The organism is Kocuria kalidii (genome assembly GCF_044462225.1).
Lineage (GTDB): Bacteria > Actinomycetota > Actinomycetes > Actinomycetales > Micrococcaceae > Kocuria > Kocuria kalidii.
In genome coordinates, this window is the sequence record NZ_JBISWJ010000076.1 from 19031 (window position 1) to 34199 (window position 15169).

Sequence of the window (15169 nt, forward strand, 5' to 3'; positions counted from 1 at the left end):
CATGACGGCCTTCGACACCGTCCTCGTGGCCAACCGCGGCGAGATCGCGGTCCGGATCATCCGCGCCGTCCAGGCCCTCGGGCTGCGGGCCGTGGCCGTGTACTCGGACGCCGACCGCGGCTCCCTGCACGTGAGCGCGGCCGACGAGGCCGTGCACCTCGGGGCCTCGCCCGCCGCGGAGAGCTATCTGGACATCGACCGGATCCTCGACGCCGCCCGGCGCACCGGGGCCGGGGCGATCCACCCCGGCTACGGCTTCCTCTCCGAGAACACGGACTTCGCGGCTGCATGCGAGTCCGCGGGGATCGCGTTCGTCGGCCCCACCGGCGACCAGCTGCGCATCTTCGGGTCCAAGCACACGGCCCGGGACGCGGCGGTGGTCGCGGAGGTCCCCCTGCTCGCGGGGACCGGCCTGCTGGACTCCCTCGAGGACGCCCTGGCGCAGGCCGAGGACATCGGTTGGCCGGTGATGCTCAAGGCCACCGCCGGCGGCGGCGGGATCGGCATGCAGGAGTGCCGCGACGCCGAGGACCTGCGCGGCGCGTGGGAGAGCGTCCGGCGCGTGGCCGGGGCGAACTTCTCCTCCGCCGGGGTCTTCCTGGAACGGCTCGTGGACCGCGCCCGGCACGTCGAGGTGCAGATCTTCGGCGACGGGCACGGCGACGTCCTCGTGGTCGGGGACCGGGACTGCACCCTCCAGCGCCGCCACCAGAAGGTGGTCGAGGAGGCTCCCGCCCCCGACCTGCCCGCGCACGTGCGCAGCACGATCCACGACGCCGCCCGGCGGCTGTGCGCGTCCGTCGCCTACCGCTCCGCCGGGACCGTCGAGTTCATCTACGACCCGGTCCGCCAGGAGGCCGCCTTCCTGGAGGTCAACACCCGGCTGCAGGTCGAGCACCCCGTCACCGAGGCCGTCTACGGCGTGGACCTCGTCGAGTGGATGCTGCGCCTGGCCGGCGGCGACCGCTCCATGCTGGGCTGCGAGCTCGTCGCCCGGGGCGCCGCGGTGGAGGCCCGGGTCTACGCGGAGAACACCGACCTGGACAACGTGCCGAGCGCCGGCACCGTCACCGGGCTCGTGGTCCCGCAGTCCCTGCGGGTCGACTCCTGGATCGAGGTCGGCACCGAGGTCAGCGCCTTCTACGACCCGCTCCTGAGCAAGTTCGTCGCCCACGGCGAGGACCGGGAGCAGGCGTGGGAGCGTCTCGCCGCGGGCCTGGAGGACGCCCGCATCCACGGGGTCGCCAACAACCTGGGCCTGCTCCGCGCCATCACGGACCTGCCCGCGGTGGCCGCCGTCGAGCACTCCACCTCCACCCTCGAGGGCGTGCGCAGCGCCCAGCCCCGGATCGAGGTCCTGAAGTCCGGGCTCCTGACCACCGTCCAGGACCGGCCGGGCCGGATCGGGTACTGGCCCGTGGGCATCCCGCCGTCGGGCCCCATGGACGAGCTGTCCTTCCGGCTGGGCAACGAGGCGCTGGGCAACCCCGAGCACGCGGCCGGCCTCGAGGTGACGGCGGCCGGGCCGACCCTGCGCTTCCACACGCCGGCCCGGGTCATGGTGACCGGCGCCCCCGTCGAGGTGCGGGTGAACCGGGAGCCCGTGGCGCAGTGGGCCGTGCTCGAGCCGGCCGCCGGGGACGTCCTGGCGATCGGCCGCGTCGAGCAGGGCATGCGCGCCTACCTGCTCGTGGAGGGCGGCCTGGACGTCCCGCTGGTGCTGGGCTCCGCCGCGACCTTCGTGCAGGGCGAGATCGGCGGCGCCGCCGGCCGTGCCCTGGCCCCCGGCGACGTCCTCGGGATCAACACCCCCGCCGTCGCCCACGAGGTCGCCGACGTCCCCCTGGCCCGACGACCCCAGGTGGGCGCCTACTGGGAGGTCGGCGTCCTGGAGGGACCCCACGCCGCCCCCGAGTTCTTCACCGTGGCCGACATGGAGGACTTCTACGCCGCCGACTGGGAGGTCCACTTCAACTCCGACCGCACCGGCGTGCGCCTGATCGGGCCCAAGCCCCAGTGGGCCCGGCGCGACGGCGGCGAGGCCGGCCTGCACCCCTCGAACATCCACGACACCCCGTACGCCGTGGGCGCGGTGGACTACACCGGCGACATGCCCATCCTGCTCGGCCCCGACGGCCCCAGCCTGGGCGGGTTCACGTGCCCGGCCACGGTGGCCGAGGGCCAGAAGTGGAAGCTGGGCCAGCTGCGGGCGGGGGACAGGGTGCGCTTCGTGCCCATCACCCAGGCCCAGGCCGCGGACCTGCGCCGCGACCCCCGGGCACGGGTCGTCCCGGGCCGGGACGCCGTGGTCGACGGCGGTGTGGTCACCGCCGTGGCCGCCACCGCGGAGCGCCCCTCCCTGACCGTGCGGCGCAGCGGCGACTCCAACGTGCTCGTCGAGTACGGCGAGATGACCCTGGACATCGCCTCCCGGATGCGGATCGAGGCGCTGCGCCGGGCCCTGCAGCAGCAGGTCGACGACGGGACGCTGACCGGCGTGCTCGAGATGACCCCCGGCATCCGGTCCCTGCAGATCCACCTCGACCCGGACCGGCTCGGCCTGGACGAGGTGCACGAGCTCGTGCTGGTCCTCGACGCCGGGCTGCCCGCGACGCACGACCTGCGGCTGCCCAGCCGCACCGTGCACCTGCCGATGTCCTGGGACGACCCCTCCACCCGGGAGGCCGTCCGGCGCTACGAGAAGGGCGTGCGCGACGACGCCCCGTGGTGCCCGTGGAACATCGAGTTCATCCGCCGGATCAACGGCCTGGACTCGGTCGAGGACGTCCGCTCGGTGCTCTTCGACGCCGAGTACCTGGTCCTGGGCCTGGGCGACGTCTACCTGGGCGCGCCCGTGGCCACCCCCGTGGACCCCCGGCACCGGCTGGTCACCACGAAGTACAACCCGGCCCGGACCTGGACCCCGCAGAACGCCGTGGGCATCGGCGGGGCGTACCTGTGCATCTACGGCATGGAGGGCCCCGGCGGCTACCAGTTCGTGGGCCGGACCACCCAGGTGTGGTCCACCCACCGGCAGCGCGGACCCTACGAGGAGGGCACCCCGTGGCTGCTCCGGTTCTTCGACCGGATCAAGTGGTACCCGGTCTCCTCCGAGGAGCTGGCGGACATGCGCGCGGACATGGCCGTGGGCCGGCTGCCCCTGCGGATCGAGGAGGGCGAGTTCTCCATGGCCGAGCACGAGGCCTTCCTCGCCGAGCACCGGGAGGACATCGACGCCTTCGAGACCCGCCGCCGGGCGGCCTTCGACGTCGAGCGGCAGGCCTGGGAGGACGCCGGCGAGTTCGAGCGGGTGGCCGCCCTCGCGGAGGTCGCCGTGGAGGACGACGTCGCCGTGGACGTCCCCGACGGGTGCGAGGGCGTCGAGGCGCAGTTCGCCGCCAACGTCTTCCGCGTGGACGTCCGGGTGGGGGACCGGGTGCGGGAGGGACAGACCCTGATGGCGGTCGAGGCCATGAAGATGGAGGCCCCCGTGACGGCGCCCGCGGACGGCGTGGTGCACAGCATCGTCGTCGAGCCCGGGGCGCACGTGGGCCCGGGCGCGGTCCTGGCCGTGGTCCGCACGGCCGTCCCCGCACCGGCCGTCCCTGCACCGGCCGTCCCTGCACCGGCCGGACCCGCACCGGCCACCGAGACGGTCTGAGCCGCGGGCCGGACCCCACCACACGAGGAGAGCGCGCATGACGACGACAGCATCACGGGCCACGGCCGGGACCACCGATCCGGCCACCGACCCGAGCACGGACCCGGCCACCGAGCCGACTGCGGCCGAGCGCGCCGCGCACGAGCTCGTGGCGCGGCGCTACCGCCTGATCGAGGAGGTGGACCGGCCGGAGGTGTGGATCGGCCTGCGCCCCCAGCAGGACGTGGCCGAGGACGTCGCCCGGGTCCTGACCGCCCGGGCCGGCGGCGAGCACCTGCCGCTGGCCGGGACCCTGTTCGCGGTGAAGAACAACATCGACGTGGCCGGCCTGCCGACCACGGCGGCGTGCCCCGCCTTCGGCTACGAGCCGGCGGCCGACGCCACGGTGGTCCGCCGCCTCAAGGAGGCCGGCGCGGTGGTGCTGGGCAGCACCAACCTCGACCAGTTCGCCACCGGCCTGGTGGGCACCCGCAGTCCGCACGGCCCGGTCCGGCACGCGGAGGACCCCGCGCGGATCTCCGGAGGGTCCTCCAGCGGCTCCGGGGTGGCCGTGGCCCTCGGCCTCGCGGACTTCGCCCTGGGCACCGACACGGCCGGGTCCGGGCGGGTGCCCGCCGCCCTGCACGGGCTGTACGGGGTCAAGCCCACCAAGGGCACCGTGCCCTCCACCGGGGTCGTGCCCGCGTGCCGGAGCCAGGACGTGGTGACCACCATGGCCCGGGAGCTGCGCCTCGCCCGCCTCGCGGCGGACGTCATGGCCGGGGCCGACGACGGCGACGCCCCCTCCCGTCCGCCCGCCGTGCCGCGGCCGGCCCGGCTGGACCGTGTCGTCGGGTACGCCGAGCCCCAGCAGCTCGGCGACCTCGCCCCCGGCTGGACCGAGGCCTACGCCGCCGCGGTCCACGGGCTCGGGGAGCGGGGCTTCCGGACCGTGCCGGTGGACGTCGAGCCGTTCCTCGCCGCCGCGACCCTGCTCTACGACGGCGCGTTCGTCGCCGAGCGGTGGACGGCCGTGGGGGCGTTCGTGGACGCCCACCCGGACGAGGTGGACCCCACGGTCGGGCGCATCATCACCGGGGCCCGGGACATTCCCGCCCACCGGGTCTTCGCCGACCAGGAGTTCCTCGACGGCTGCGCCCGCCGGGCCCGGCAGGTGTTCGGCGCGCTCGACGCCCTCGTGCTGCCCACCACCACACACCACCCCACCCTCGCCGAGGTCGCGGCCGATCCCGTGGGCGCCAACAGCCGGATGGGCCGCTTCACCAACTTCGTGAACCTGCTCGACCTCTCCGCGCTCGCCGTTCCCGCCGGCCGGGTGGACGGCCTCCCCTTCGGCGTGCAGCTCGTGGGGGACGCGTTCCAGGACGACCGGCTCGTGGACGTGGCCCGGGAAGGGGGCTTCGATGGCTGCTGACCCCGCGCCCCCGCCGGCTGCTGACCCCCCGCGCCCGCCGGCTGCGGACTCGGGCGCCCTGCACTCGCCGGCCGTGTCCTCGTCCGCCGGCCTCGGCGCCCCGGAGGTCCTGCTGGTGGTCGCGGGGGCCCACCTGCGCGGTCAGCCGCTCAACCCGCAGCTGCTCGCGCTCGACGCCCGTTTCGTGGCGGCGACGACCACGGCCGCCGCGTACCGGATGTTCGCCCTGGACACCGTGCCCGCAAAGCCCGGCGTGGTGCGCGTCCCGGGGCGCGGGGCGGCCCTGGCCGTGGAGGTCTGGGCGCTGGAGGCCGCCGCGTTCGGCACGTTCGTCGCGGCTCTCCCCGCGCCCATGGCCATCGGCAGGGTCGAGCTCGCCGACGGCCGGGAGCTGCCCGGGTTCCTGGTGGAGCCCTGGGCGCTCGAGAGCGCCGAGGACATCACGGTCCACGGCGGATGGGCCGCCTACCGGGAGGCCGCGGCCTGAGCGGCACCGGCGGCCTGCCTCCCTGCGGCTCGCGGCCCGACGGCGGGCTGTGGGACCCGGTGCCCCGCGGCCCGCGATGCCCCGGACCGCAATCCCCGGGTCTGCGATCCCATCGCCCGGGTCCCCGCGGCCCGCGGTCCCACGGCCCGCCTCCACGGACTCCCGGTGCCGGGGTCGTACGGTGGCGGGCATGACCACGGACACCACCGACCTCTGCCGGCTCTCCGCCCGGGACCTCGCCGCGGCGGTCCGGACCCGCACGGTCTCCGCGCGGGAGGTGCTCGACGCCCACTTCGCGCGGATCGACGCCGTGAACCCCGCCGTCAACGCGGTGGTCACGCAGGTCCGTGAGCGGGCGTACGAGGACGCCGCCCGCGCCGACGAGCTCACCGCCGGCACGCCCGCGGACGAGCTGCCGCCCCTGCACGGGGTGCCGATGACGCACAAGGACACCCACGCCACCGCCGGGATCCGCACCACCTCCGGCTCCCCGGTGTTCGCCGAGCACGTCCCCGAGCACGACGAGCTGATCGTCGCGCGGTTCCGGGCGGCCGGGGTGATCAGCACCGGCAAGAACAACGTGCCCGAGTTCGCCGCGGGCTCCCACAGCTTCAACGAGATCTTCGGCACCACGAACAACCCCTGGGCCCTCGACCGCAGCGCGGGCGGGTCCAGCGGCGGGGCGGCCGCGGCGATCGCCGCCCGGATCCAGCCCCTGGGTGACGGCTCCGACATGGGCGGGTCCCTGCGCAACCCGGCCGCGTTCTGCGGCATCGCCGGGTTCCGGCCCTCCGCCGGCGTCGTGCCCTCGGCTCCCACCGGCAACGCCTGGGCGTGGTTGGGCCGCACCGGCCCGCTCGCCCGGAGCGTGGACGACCTCGCCCTGGCCATGTCCGTGCTGGCCGGCCCCGACCCGCGGATCCCGCTGGACTGCCCGGCGCCGCGGACGGGGTTCCGGGCGCTCGCGGCGGAGGATCCCCCCGATCCGGGGACCCGCCCCCTCGCCGGCGTCCGCATCGGGCTGAGCGCCGACTTCGGCCTCGGCGTCCCGGTGGAGCCGGAGGTCATCGAGGTGCTGATCGCCCAGGCCGAGGTGTTCGAGGAGCTCGGTGCCGTCGTCGAGGAGGCCGTCCCCGACCTGCGCGAGGCCGACGAGGTGTTCGACGTGTCCCGGGCCTTCGACATGGCGGTCGCCCTGCGCACGGTGGTCGCGGAGCACCGGGAGCTCGTGAAGCCGGAGATCGTCTGGAACGTCGAGAAGGGGCTGGCGCTGACCGCCGAGGAGCTCATGGACGCCGCCCTGGCGCGCACGCGCCTGCACGAGGCGGTGCGCGCGTTCTTCGACCGCTGGGACGTGCTGCTCACGCCCACCTCGCAGGTGCTGCCGTTCCCGTCCGGAGAGCGCTGGCCCCGGACCGTGGCGGGCATGCCGATGCAGACATATGTCGAGTGGATGCGCTCGGCGAGCCTGATCTCGGCCACCGGGTGCCCCGCCGTCTCGGTGCCGGGCGGCTTCAGCCCCGGTGGTCTGCCCGTGGGGCTGCAGCTCGTCGCCGCGTACGGGCGTGACGTCGAGCTGCTGCGGACCGCCCGCGCCTACGATCACGCCACCCGGCACGCGGACGTCGCACCGCCCCTCTGACGTGCCGCGCAGGGCCGGCACGGCGGGCAACGACCTCGGGCCGCGCCGTCGGACGGTGACGTCGGGTCGCGAGGTCGGGCCGCGCCGTCGGGCCGTGATGCTGAGCCGTGAGGTCGGCCCGCGCCGTCAGGTCATGATGCTGGGCCGCGTCGTCGGGCCGTGGCGGACCGCCCGCACCCGCGCCGGGGCCACCCGCTCCATGGACGTCGCTCCGCGGCGCTCGGTCACGGTGCGCGGCACGGCCGGGAGGCCTCAGGCCGCCGCCTCCAGCTCGAGCAGCGCTGTCTTGGCCTCGAGGCCGCCGATGTACCCGCCCAGGCCGCCGTCGCCCCGCAGCACGCGGTGGCACGGCACGACCACCGGCAGCGGGTTCGTGGCGCAGGCCGTGCCCACGGCCCGCACGGCCTGCGGACGCCCGACCGAGCGGGCCACCGTGCCGTAGCTCTCCGTGCGGCCGTAGCCGATCTCGGGCAGGTGCTCCTGGACCAGGCGCCGGAACCCGCGAGAGAGCGAGCGGTCCAGGGGCAGGTCGAAGCGGGTGCGGATCCCGGCGAAGTACTCCTCGAGCTGCCGCACGGCCGGTTCCAGGCGATCCGGGGCGCACAGCACCCGCGGACTGACCCGGTGGGCCAGGTCCGCCAGGACCGCGTCGTGGTCCTCCCGGGCGTAGGCCACCCGGACCAGGCCCTCCTGCGTGGCTGCCAGCAGCAGCATCCCCACCGGCGTGCCGACCGTCGTGTACGCGACGTCGAGCACGTCCGCCGCGGCGGCTCCGTCCTCCAGGCGCCGGTGCAGGTGCCGCAGCACGGCCTCCGGAACGGGGTCGGCGCGGAGACCGGACAGCGGCGCTCGCAGGGATCGCTGCGGCGGCGCATCGGGGTGGTCGGTGGTCATCGGTCGTCTCCTGTCCGGTCGGTCTCCCCGCGGCGCTCCGCAGGGAGGGTGGCGAGGGTCCTGCGGAGGGTGGCCACCCCGTCGGCGGCGGCCCGGCGGGCGGCCTCCGGCGTGCCGCCCAGCAGCTCGGCAATCCGCCGGTACGGAAGGCCGCCGAGGTAGCGGTAGGCCACCGCGTGCCGCTGCTTGGGCGGCAGGGCGGCCACGGCCTGCCACAGCGGGGAGTCGTGCTCGTACGGCGCGTCCCGGTGCGCGGCCGGCTCGGGGGGCGAGGCCACGGGCACCGCCGCCCGGGCCCGGGCCCGGACGACGTCGACCGCCTTCCGGTGGGCGATCGTCACCAGCCACGCCTGCACGTTCGCCGTGGCCGGAAGCTCCGGGTACGCGCGCAGCGCGGCCAGGAACGTCTCCGACCACGCGTCCTCGGCGTCCGCGGGGGTGCTCAGCACGGCACGGCAGACCCGCCAGACCACGGGGCCGTGCCGGGTCACCAGCGTCTCGAAAGGCTCTTTCGTCTCCATCACCCCGTAGACGGACGCACCGGTCGAAACGTGAGATCGGCGGGCGGACACGTCCCCGGTGGCGTCGCCGACGCCGGCGGGACGGATCGCGGCCCGGACGCGTCCCCGTCGGCCGAGCGGACGACGTCCTCGACGCCGACGTCCCTCACGGTGTCCTTCCGCTCGTCCCTCAGGTCGTCCCTCGGCTCGTCCTTCTGCTGATCCCGCTCCTCGGGCCGGTGTCTCCGGCGCTCATCGTAGGTACCTCCGCAATACGGATCAACGACGGCGCCGACGGGAGCGGGCCGACCGTTGACGACCCTCCGGGTCCATGTCTACGATGCGGAGCACATCGTGTTGAAACGTTTTACCCATGGCCCTGCGGATCCGGGTGCCCAGGTGCGGACACCGCGGAGGAGGCGGTCCGCGGCCCGTGCGAACCGGTCCTCTCCCCGCGCGGCCCCGAGCACCACGCGGCCCTTCGGACCGCCTTCCTCCGTCCCCCTCCCGGCCCGCTCCGCCGGGCACGCGAAAGGAGCCTCCATGGAACGCGTCTGCTTCCGGCTGCAGATCAAGCAGGACCGGCTGGCCGAGTACACCCGCCGGCACGCCGAGGTCTGGCCCGACATGCTCCGGGCGCTGCAGGCCACCGGTTGGCACAACTACTCGCTGTTCCTCGGGGAGGACGGCCTGCTGATCGGGTACCTCGAGACGGAGGACCTGACGGCGGCCCGCGCCGGGATGGAGAGCACCGCGGTGAACGCCCGGTGGCAGGCCGAGATGGCCCCCTTCTTCGAGGACCTCGACGTCCCTCCCGACCAGGGCTTCCTCCGGCTGACCGAGGTCTTCCACCTCGAGGACCAGATCGCGGCCCTGCCCGCCGGCGCGGCCGACGGCCAGCACACCGCCAGGGCGGGATGACCTCCGCACTACCGCACCACCGCACCACCGCACTTCCGCGCCCCTGCGCCTCTGCCCGACCACGCCTCCGGTCTCCGTCCGGACCGCCGGGGCGGCACGCGCCGGCTCCGGGCGCGAGGGGCACCGCAGCGCTGAACGGCGTCCGCGCCGCCGCCCGGTGAACCGGGGCGCCCGGACCGGTCCGTCGTCGCGGGCGCTCAGACCCCGGCCGGGACCTGCGGATCGGCCGGCTGCGCGGGGGACGGAGCCGCGCGGACCCGGGGCGTGAACCCGGAGGAGGTCTGCTCGCGGTAGAGGCGGTACAGCTCGAGCCGCTGCGTGTCGGTCTCGACCTGGGCGCGGGCCGCGGTGAGACCGACCAGGACGTAGGTGAGCCAGCCCAGGGCACCGGCCACGAGGGTGGCCCAGCCGTCGAACGCGCTGGTGACGATGCTGTTCTCGACGTGGAGGAGCTCGTTGGGGGCGCCGTAGATCGTGGGCGTCAGCACGAGGAGCACCAGCCGGCTGGTCAGACCCACGACCGCCGCGGCCAGGGCGGCCCGGGCGCCGGGGCGCCGCCAGAAGGTGCCGAGGATGAACGAGGCGGACAGGCTCGCGAGCATCAGGTCGAAGGCCAGGGTCAGCAGGATCCCGGTCTGGCTCACCCGCACGGCCAGCAGGATCCCGATGACCACCACCGGGAGCATGGCCAGGCGCGTCCAGCGCAGCAGGGGGTCGTGGGCGCCGGTGATCTCGGTGCGGCGGACGTTGAAGACGTTGCGCACGGTCACGGCGGAGGTGGCCAGAATGGCCCCGGAGGCGGTGGAGAAGGACGCGGCCACGATCCCGGAGAGCACGAGGACGGCCAGCAGCGGGGGAGCGTACTCGCCCAGCAGCGTGTAGAGGATCGGACCGTCCTGCGCGGAGAGGCCCAGCACGGACGTGGCGGTGAGGGCCACGAGGGCGAAGATCGTGCCGATGACCGCGGTGGTGCCGGCAGCCAGGAAGCACGAGCGCTGGGCCACCGTGGGACTCTTCGCCCCGAAGATCCGCTGCATGAAGTCGATCGCCACGAGGTCGCCGATGCCGAGGGCGATGAGCGTGGCCCAGTTGATCGGGGCGCCGGCCTCCGAGCTGGTGAGCTGCTCGAGGTCGAACGGGCCCATGCCCTCCGGGACCACGATGCCGTAGGTCAGGGCGACCCACACGATCAGCGCCACGGCGGCCACCACGGTGATCACGGTCTGGAGCACCGCCGTGTAGGCGTCCGAGAACAGGCCGCCGGCCAGGGTGTAGCTGAGCACCAGGGCGCTGGCCACGACCACGCCGATGGAGTACGGGACGTTCGCGAAGTGCTCGAGCAGGAAGCCGCACGCCACCAGGTTGCCGGCCAGCAGGAAGGTGAACGCGAAGATCATGATCACGGAGGCGAGCGCCTCGGTGGTCCGGCCGTAGCGGATCCGGAAGAAGTCACCGAGGGTGAACAGGCGCAGCCGGTTCATGGGCTTGGCCAGGAACAGTCCGGCGAGCAGCAGGCACACCGCCAGGCCGAGGGCCAGCGAGGCGCCGGCCCAGAAGCCGTAGCCGGAGGTGAGGTCCGTGTTGCCCACGGTGGCGTTCGAGTCCACGGCCGCCGCGGTCAGGGACACCGCGACCAGCGGCATCCCCAGCGACCGGCCGGCCACGAGGTAGTTGGTGCTGTCGCCGTCCACCTTGCGCGCCATGAGCACGCCGATGATGAGCACCGCCAGCACGGTGATGCCGACCCCGAGAATGATCATGTGCGTCTCCCCGCCTGGGCTCCGCCCGAGCGGAGTTCCTGTCATCTGACAGGTAAAGCATGTCCGGGGGGTGCGGCGGAGTGGTTTCTCCTCCGTAACGTCTGTGTTTAACCGCCGCACCCCGCCCCGGGGACGTCCGGGGCGGGGTGCGGCGGCACACGGGGGAACGGGGGGCTACACGTCCTTGCGGGACCGGTTGACGATCTTGGACCGCACGGTCAGCGCCAGCACGACGAAGAGCAGCCCGTAGAGCACCAGCGGGATGGGCCCGGTCACGAAGATCGAGTAGTCGCCGTTGGAGGACAGCAGGCCGTCGCGCAGGCTCGTCTCGGCCAGCGGGCCCAGCACCATGCCGATCAGCAGCGGGGCCACCGGCACGCCGTGGCGGCGCATGACGAAGCCCAGCAGACCCAGGCCGAGGAGCAGCAGCAGGTCGAAGATGGCCCCGGACGTGGCGTAGATGCCGAGCCCGCAGAACACGGTGATCCCGGCGTAGAGGTACTGGCTGGGGATCAGCAGGAGCTTCGCCCACACCTGGGCGAAGGGCAGGTTGATGACCAGCAGCACGACCATCGCGATGAAGAAGCTGGCCAGCAGCGCCCACACCAGCTCGGGGGCGCGGTCGAACAGCAGCGGGCCGGGCTGGAGGCCGTACTGCTGGAAGGCCGCGAGCATGATCGCCGCGGTCGCCGAGACGGGCAGGCCCAGGGCCAGCAGCGCACCCATCGCGGTGCCGGTGGTGGCGTTGCCGGCGGCCTCGGGGGCGGCCAGACCGCGGATGGCGCCCTTGCCGAACGTCGGGTTCTTCCGGCGGCGGTCGAGGCGGCGCTCGAGGTCGTAGGACATGAAGGTCGGCACCTCGGCCCCGCCCACGGGGATGACGCCGAAGGGCAGGCCGATCGCGGTGCCGCGGGCCCAGGCCGGGGCGGCCTCCTTGAGCTCGGCACGGGAGAGGAAGGGGCGCCCGGTGACCTTCATCTGGTGGGCCGCGGGGTCCCGGCGGATCCGGGAGGCCACGTGCAGGACCTCGCCGAGGGCCAGGACCGCGACGGAGACGGTCACCAGGGAGACGCCGTCGAACAGGTTCGCGGAGCCGTAGGTGAAGCGTTCCGAGCCGGAGATCGCGTCGATGCCCACCGTCGCGATGCCCAGGCCCAGGACCAGGGAGGCGAGGCCCTTGACCGCCGAGTCGGAGACCACCGAGGACGTGGCGACGAAGGCGAACAGCGCCAGGGCGAAGTACTCGGCCGGGCCGAAGTTCGCGGAGAAGTCCGCGAGCCGGGGCGCCAGGAACACCACGACCACGGAGGCGATCATGCCGCCGATGAACGCGCCGATCGCCGCGGTGGCCAGGGCCTGCGGGGCCCGGCCGTCCTTGGCCATCTTGTGGCCCTCGAACGTGGAGGCGATCGCCGAGCCCTGGCCCGGGGTGTTCATCAGGATGGCCATGGTCGAGTCGCCGAACAGGCCGCCGAAGTACACGCCGGCGAAGAGGATGAACGCCGCGGTGGGGTCCAGGGCGAAGGTCATGGGCAGCAGCAGGGCCACGGCCATGGACGAGCCCAGGCCGGGCAGGACACCCACGGCGGTGCCGAGCAGACAGCCCACCACGACCCACAGCAGGTTCATGGGGGTCAGCGCGCCGGCGAACCCCTCCATCAGCAGATTGAGTGAATCCATGTCAGATTCCGCCTCCCAGGATGCCGGACGGGAGGTTGAGCCCCAGGCCGACGGTGAATGCCAGGTAGATCGCGCTGCTCACGAACAGGGCGAGCGTGATGTCGAACAAGGGCCGGCGACTGCCGAAGCCGCGGGCCACGGCCCAGAACAGCAGGGCGGCGGCCAGGATCCAGCCCAGGACCTCGAGCGCCAGCGCGAAGACCAGGAACCCGCCCGCGGACCAGACCACCGCGGACCAGTCCGAGTGCGTCCGCCAGGTGCGGTCCGAGAGCTCCACCGCGTGCTCGGGGGTGCGCAGGTAGTGGAGCACCAGCAGGGCGGCCAGGACGTAGCCGGCCACGGTCAGGATCAGCGGATAGAAGGTGGGACCCGGGAAGTCGGTGCCCTCGGGGATCTCCATGGTCAGGGCGCCGATCAGCAGGTAGGTGCTGAAGGCTGCCATGACCGCGGGCACCACGAGGCCGCTGCGTCCGCTCCACCAGGACGTCGCCGTCTCCGGTCCGGACTCCGGGGACCGGGTGTCGGTCTGGTGCTCCCCGGCGGCGCCGGTGTGCGAGGACGTGGGTGTGCTCATCAGGAAATCTCCTCCACCAGGGCGGCGATGCGCTCCTGCTCCGCGGCCATGAACGCGTCGAACTCGTCGCCCGCCAGGTACACCTCGGTCCACTTGTTGCGCTCGACGGCCTCCTGCCACTCCGGGGTGGCGACGGACTCCTCGAGCAGGGTCCGCAGCTCGGCGAACTCCTCGTCGGTGATCCCGGGGGGTGCCAGGACGGCCCGCCAGTTCGCCAGGTCCACCGCGAAGCCCTGCTCGGTGAGCGTCGGGATCTCGACGCCCTCCAGCCGCTGCGGGGCCGCCATGCCCAGCGCCTTCAGGCGTCCGGCCTCGATCTGGTCCGCCACGTCCATGTACCCGGAGGTGGCCGCGTCCGCGGTGCCGGTGATGAGCGCCTGGGTGGCCTCGCCGCCGCCGGACTTGGGGATGTAGGTGGTCTCCGAGGGCTCGATGCCGGCCTCGAGCGCGAGCTCGGTCATCACGAGCTGGTCGAAGGTGCCGCCACCGGTCCAGGCGACCTCGGCGGGGTTCGCCCGCCAGGCCTGCACGAGATCGTCGATCGTCTCGTAGGGCGAGTCCGCGGGGACGACCACGACGTCGTACTCCTCGACGACCCGGGCGATCGGCCGCACGTCGTCGTGGGTGACGGCCGAGTCGAGCTGCGCGACGCCGGCGACCAGACCCGCACCCGTGACCATCAGGGTGTTGGCCTGCCCCTCCATGGTGGAGAGCTGGCCGAGGCCGATGGTGCCGGCCGCGCCGGGGATGTTCACCACCTGGGAGTTGTTGACCAGGCTGTTGACGCGCATGGCCTGCTGCTGCTCCCGCATGAAGGTGTCCCACCCGCCGCCGGCGCCGGCCGGGGCGATGAGGGTGAGGTTCGAGCGGATGTCCGAGCCGGCCGTGGCCGACTGGAACGAGAAGAAGGCGGCCAGGCCGATCACTGCGGCGGCGACGACGCCGTAGACCGTCATGACGACCGGGTGCCGGCGCCGGGTGCCCGACCGGGCCTGATCTGGTGGTGAACTCACGGGGATCCACTTTCCTGGGTCGTGGGGTGCGGGTGCATGGCTCCGTCCGAGCCGCTCATCCGACGATAAGTGACCCCCATCACGCGGCGGCCGTTGATCCGCCTTTCGTGCGTAGTGATCGTTGTGCTGGTTCTGCGCATTCTGCTCACGCCGGGAGAGACGCCGCTCACAGGTTCGGCCGTAGGGTGGATCTCGCTCTGTTCGTCGAGCTCCCATCCCGATCTCCCCACCCGACATCCCCCATCCCACCGCGGAGGCTCCCATGACCGTCGTCGTTGCCCGAACCAGCACCCCCGAGGGCGAGGCCGCGCTCGCGGCCGCGGTCGAGGAGGCCGGACGCCGCCAGGAGGACCTGCTGGTCTTCAACCTCGAGGGCGCCCAGCTCGACCCCGAGACCGGTGCGATCGACGGCGTGCCCGTCACCTTCCGCACCCCCGACTCCCGCAACCGGGACGCCGTGGGCGAGCTCCTCGACGCCGCGGAGCAGGTGGACGCCTCCGCCGTGGTGATCGGCGTGAAGCACCGCAGCCCCGTGGGCAAGCTGCTGCTGGGCAGCTCGGCCCAGCAGATCCTCCTCGAGGCCAACGCCCCGGTGATCGCGGTCAAGCCCCGGCGCCCCTGAG

Annotated in this window: 12 protein-coding genes; 6 read left to right on the plus strand and 6 right to left on the minus strand. The window is 73.8% G+C overall.

Going from position 1 to position 15169, the window contains the following annotated elements; genetic code table 11:
- The first annotated feature begins 1 nt into the window (after position 1).
- The 4 genes from uca to ACH9D3_RS10935 all read left to right on the plus strand — a co-directional run bounded on the left by uca (position 2) and on the right by ACH9D3_RS10935 (position 7204).
- Positions 2 to 3661, plus strand: coding sequence for an urea carboxylase (gene uca, locus ACH9D3_RS10920; RefSeq protein WP_396410915.1), 3660 nt, complete (start codon positions 2 to 4; stop codon positions 3659 to 3661).
- A 37-nt stretch (positions 3662 to 3698) separates the two neighbouring features.
- Entirely contained in the window at positions 3699 to 5075 is a 1377-nt protein-coding gene (locus tag ACH9D3_RS10925; protein WP_396410916.1) for an allophanate hydrolase, read from the plus strand.
- Positions 5065 to 5562, plus strand: a complete 498-nt coding sequence (locus ACH9D3_RS10930) for an allophanate hydrolase-related protein (protein WP_396410917.1) — start codon at positions 5065 to 5067, stop codon at positions 5560 to 5562. Before ACH9D3_RS10925 ends, ACH9D3_RS10930 begins: the two co-directional genes overlap by 11 nt.
- 190 nt (positions 5563 to 5752) lie before the next feature.
- Positions 5753 to 7204: an amidase gene (locus ACH9D3_RS10935; protein ID WP_396410918.1), complete on the plus strand. Its 1452-nt coding sequence runs from the start codon at positions 5753 to 5755 to the stop codon at positions 7202 to 7204.
- 252 nt (positions 7205 to 7456) lie between these two features.
- On the opposite strand, the gene ACH9D3_RS10940 is transcribed toward ACH9D3_RS10935, so the two are convergent.
- Positions 7457 to 8098, minus strand: coding sequence for a methylated-DNA--[protein]-cysteine S-methyltransferase (locus ACH9D3_RS10940; RefSeq protein ID WP_396410919.1), 642 nt, complete (start codon positions 8096 to 8098; stop codon positions 7457 to 7459).
- Positions 8095 to 8619, minus strand: a complete 525-nt coding sequence (locus tag ACH9D3_RS10945; protein ID WP_396411003.1) for a sigma-70 family RNA polymerase sigma factor — start codon at positions 8617 to 8619, stop codon at positions 8095 to 8097. The genes ACH9D3_RS10940 and ACH9D3_RS10945 overlap by 4 nt, the downstream gene beginning before the upstream one ends.
- A 522-nt stretch (positions 8620 to 9141) precedes the next feature.
- On the opposite strand from ACH9D3_RS10945, the gene ACH9D3_RS10950 reads away from it, so the two are divergent.
- Complete coding sequence (locus tag ACH9D3_RS10950) at positions 9142 to 9519, plus strand: L-rhamnose mutarotase (RefSeq protein ID WP_396410920.1); 378 nt, start codon at positions 9142 to 9144, stop codon at positions 9517 to 9519.
- A 197-nt stretch (positions 9520 to 9716) separates the two neighbouring features.
- Here the strand turns inward: ACH9D3_RS10950 and ACH9D3_RS10955 are convergent, their stop codons facing one another.
- The 4 genes from ACH9D3_RS10955 to ACH9D3_RS10970 all read right to left on the minus strand — a co-directional run bounded on the left by ACH9D3_RS10955 (position 9717) and on the right by ACH9D3_RS10970 (position 14489).
- A complete protein-coding gene (locus ACH9D3_RS10955; RefSeq protein ID WP_396410921.1) occupies positions 9717 to 11279 on the minus strand; it encodes a sodium:solute symporter family protein in 1563 nt (520 codons plus the stop codon).
- Between the two features lie 174 nt (positions 11280 to 11453).
- Entirely contained in the window at positions 11454 to 12959 is a 1506-nt protein-coding gene (locus ACH9D3_RS10960) for a tripartite tricarboxylate transporter permease (protein WP_396400161.1), read from the minus strand.
- Position 12960: 1 nt separating this feature from the next.
- Positions 12961 to 13533, minus strand: coding sequence for a tripartite tricarboxylate transporter TctB family protein (locus ACH9D3_RS10965; RefSeq protein ID WP_396400162.1), 573 nt, complete (start codon positions 13531 to 13533; stop codon positions 12961 to 12963).
- Positions 13533 to 14489 (minus strand): tripartite tricarboxylate transporter substrate binding protein, encoded by a 957-nt coding sequence (locus ACH9D3_RS10970; RefSeq protein ID WP_396400172.1) that lies wholly within the window; start codon positions 14487 to 14489, stop codon positions 13533 to 13535. The genes ACH9D3_RS10965 and ACH9D3_RS10970 overlap by 1 nt, the downstream gene beginning before the upstream one ends.
- Positions 14490 to 14808: 319 nt before the next feature.
- Between ACH9D3_RS10970 and ACH9D3_RS10975 the strand changes: the two genes are divergently transcribed.
- Complete coding sequence (locus ACH9D3_RS10975; protein ID WP_396400163.1) at positions 14809 to 15168, plus strand: universal stress protein; 360 nt, start codon at positions 14809 to 14811, stop codon at positions 15166 to 15168.
- Position 15169 lies beyond the last annotated feature (1 nt).

Coding starts and splice junctions, on each gene's coding strand:
- ACH9D3_RS10925 (WP_396410916.1), top strand. CDS start 3,699: ATGACGACGACAGCATCACGGGCCACGGCCGGGACCACCGATCCGGCC.
- ACH9D3_RS10970 (WP_396400172.1), bottom strand. CDS start 14,489: ATGACGGTCTACGGCGTCGTCGCCGCCGCAGTGATCGGCCTGGCCGCC.
- ACH9D3_RS10940 (WP_396410919.1), bottom strand. CDS start 8,098: ATGACCACCGACCACCCCGATGCGCCGCCGCAGCGATCCCTGCGAGCG.
- ACH9D3_RS10935 (WP_396410918.1), top strand. CDS start 5,753: ATGACCACGGACACCACCGACCTCTGCCGGCTCTCCGCCCGGGACCTC.
- ACH9D3_RS10975 (WP_396400163.1), top strand. CDS start 14,809: ATGACCGTCGTCGTTGCCCGAACCAGCACCCCCGAGGGCGAGGCCGCG.
- ACH9D3_RS10960 (WP_396400161.1), bottom strand. CDS start 12,959: ATGGATTCACTCAATCTGCTGATGGAGGGGTTCGCCGGCGCGCTGACC.
- ACH9D3_RS10950 (WP_396410920.1), top strand. CDS start 9,142: ATGGAACGCGTCTGCTTCCGGCTGCAGATCAAGCAGGACCGGCTGGCC.
- ACH9D3_RS10945 (WP_396411003.1), bottom strand. CDS start 8,619: ATGGAGACGAAAGAGCCTTTCGAGACGCTGGTGACCCGGCACGGCCCC.
- ACH9D3_RS10965 (WP_396400162.1), bottom strand. CDS start 13,533: ATGAGCACACCCACGTCCTCGCACACCGGCGCCGCCGGGGAGCACCAG.
- ACH9D3_RS10930 (WP_396410917.1), top strand. CDS start 5,065: ATGGCTGCTGACCCCGCGCCCCCGCCGGCTGCTGACCCCCCGCGCCCG.
- uca (WP_396410915.1), top strand. CDS start 2: ATGACGGCCTTCGACACCGTCCTCGTGGCCAACCGCGGCGAGATCGCG.
- ACH9D3_RS10955 (WP_396410921.1), bottom strand. CDS start 11,279: ATGATCATTCTCGGGGTCGGCATCACCGTGCTGGCGGTGCTCATCATC.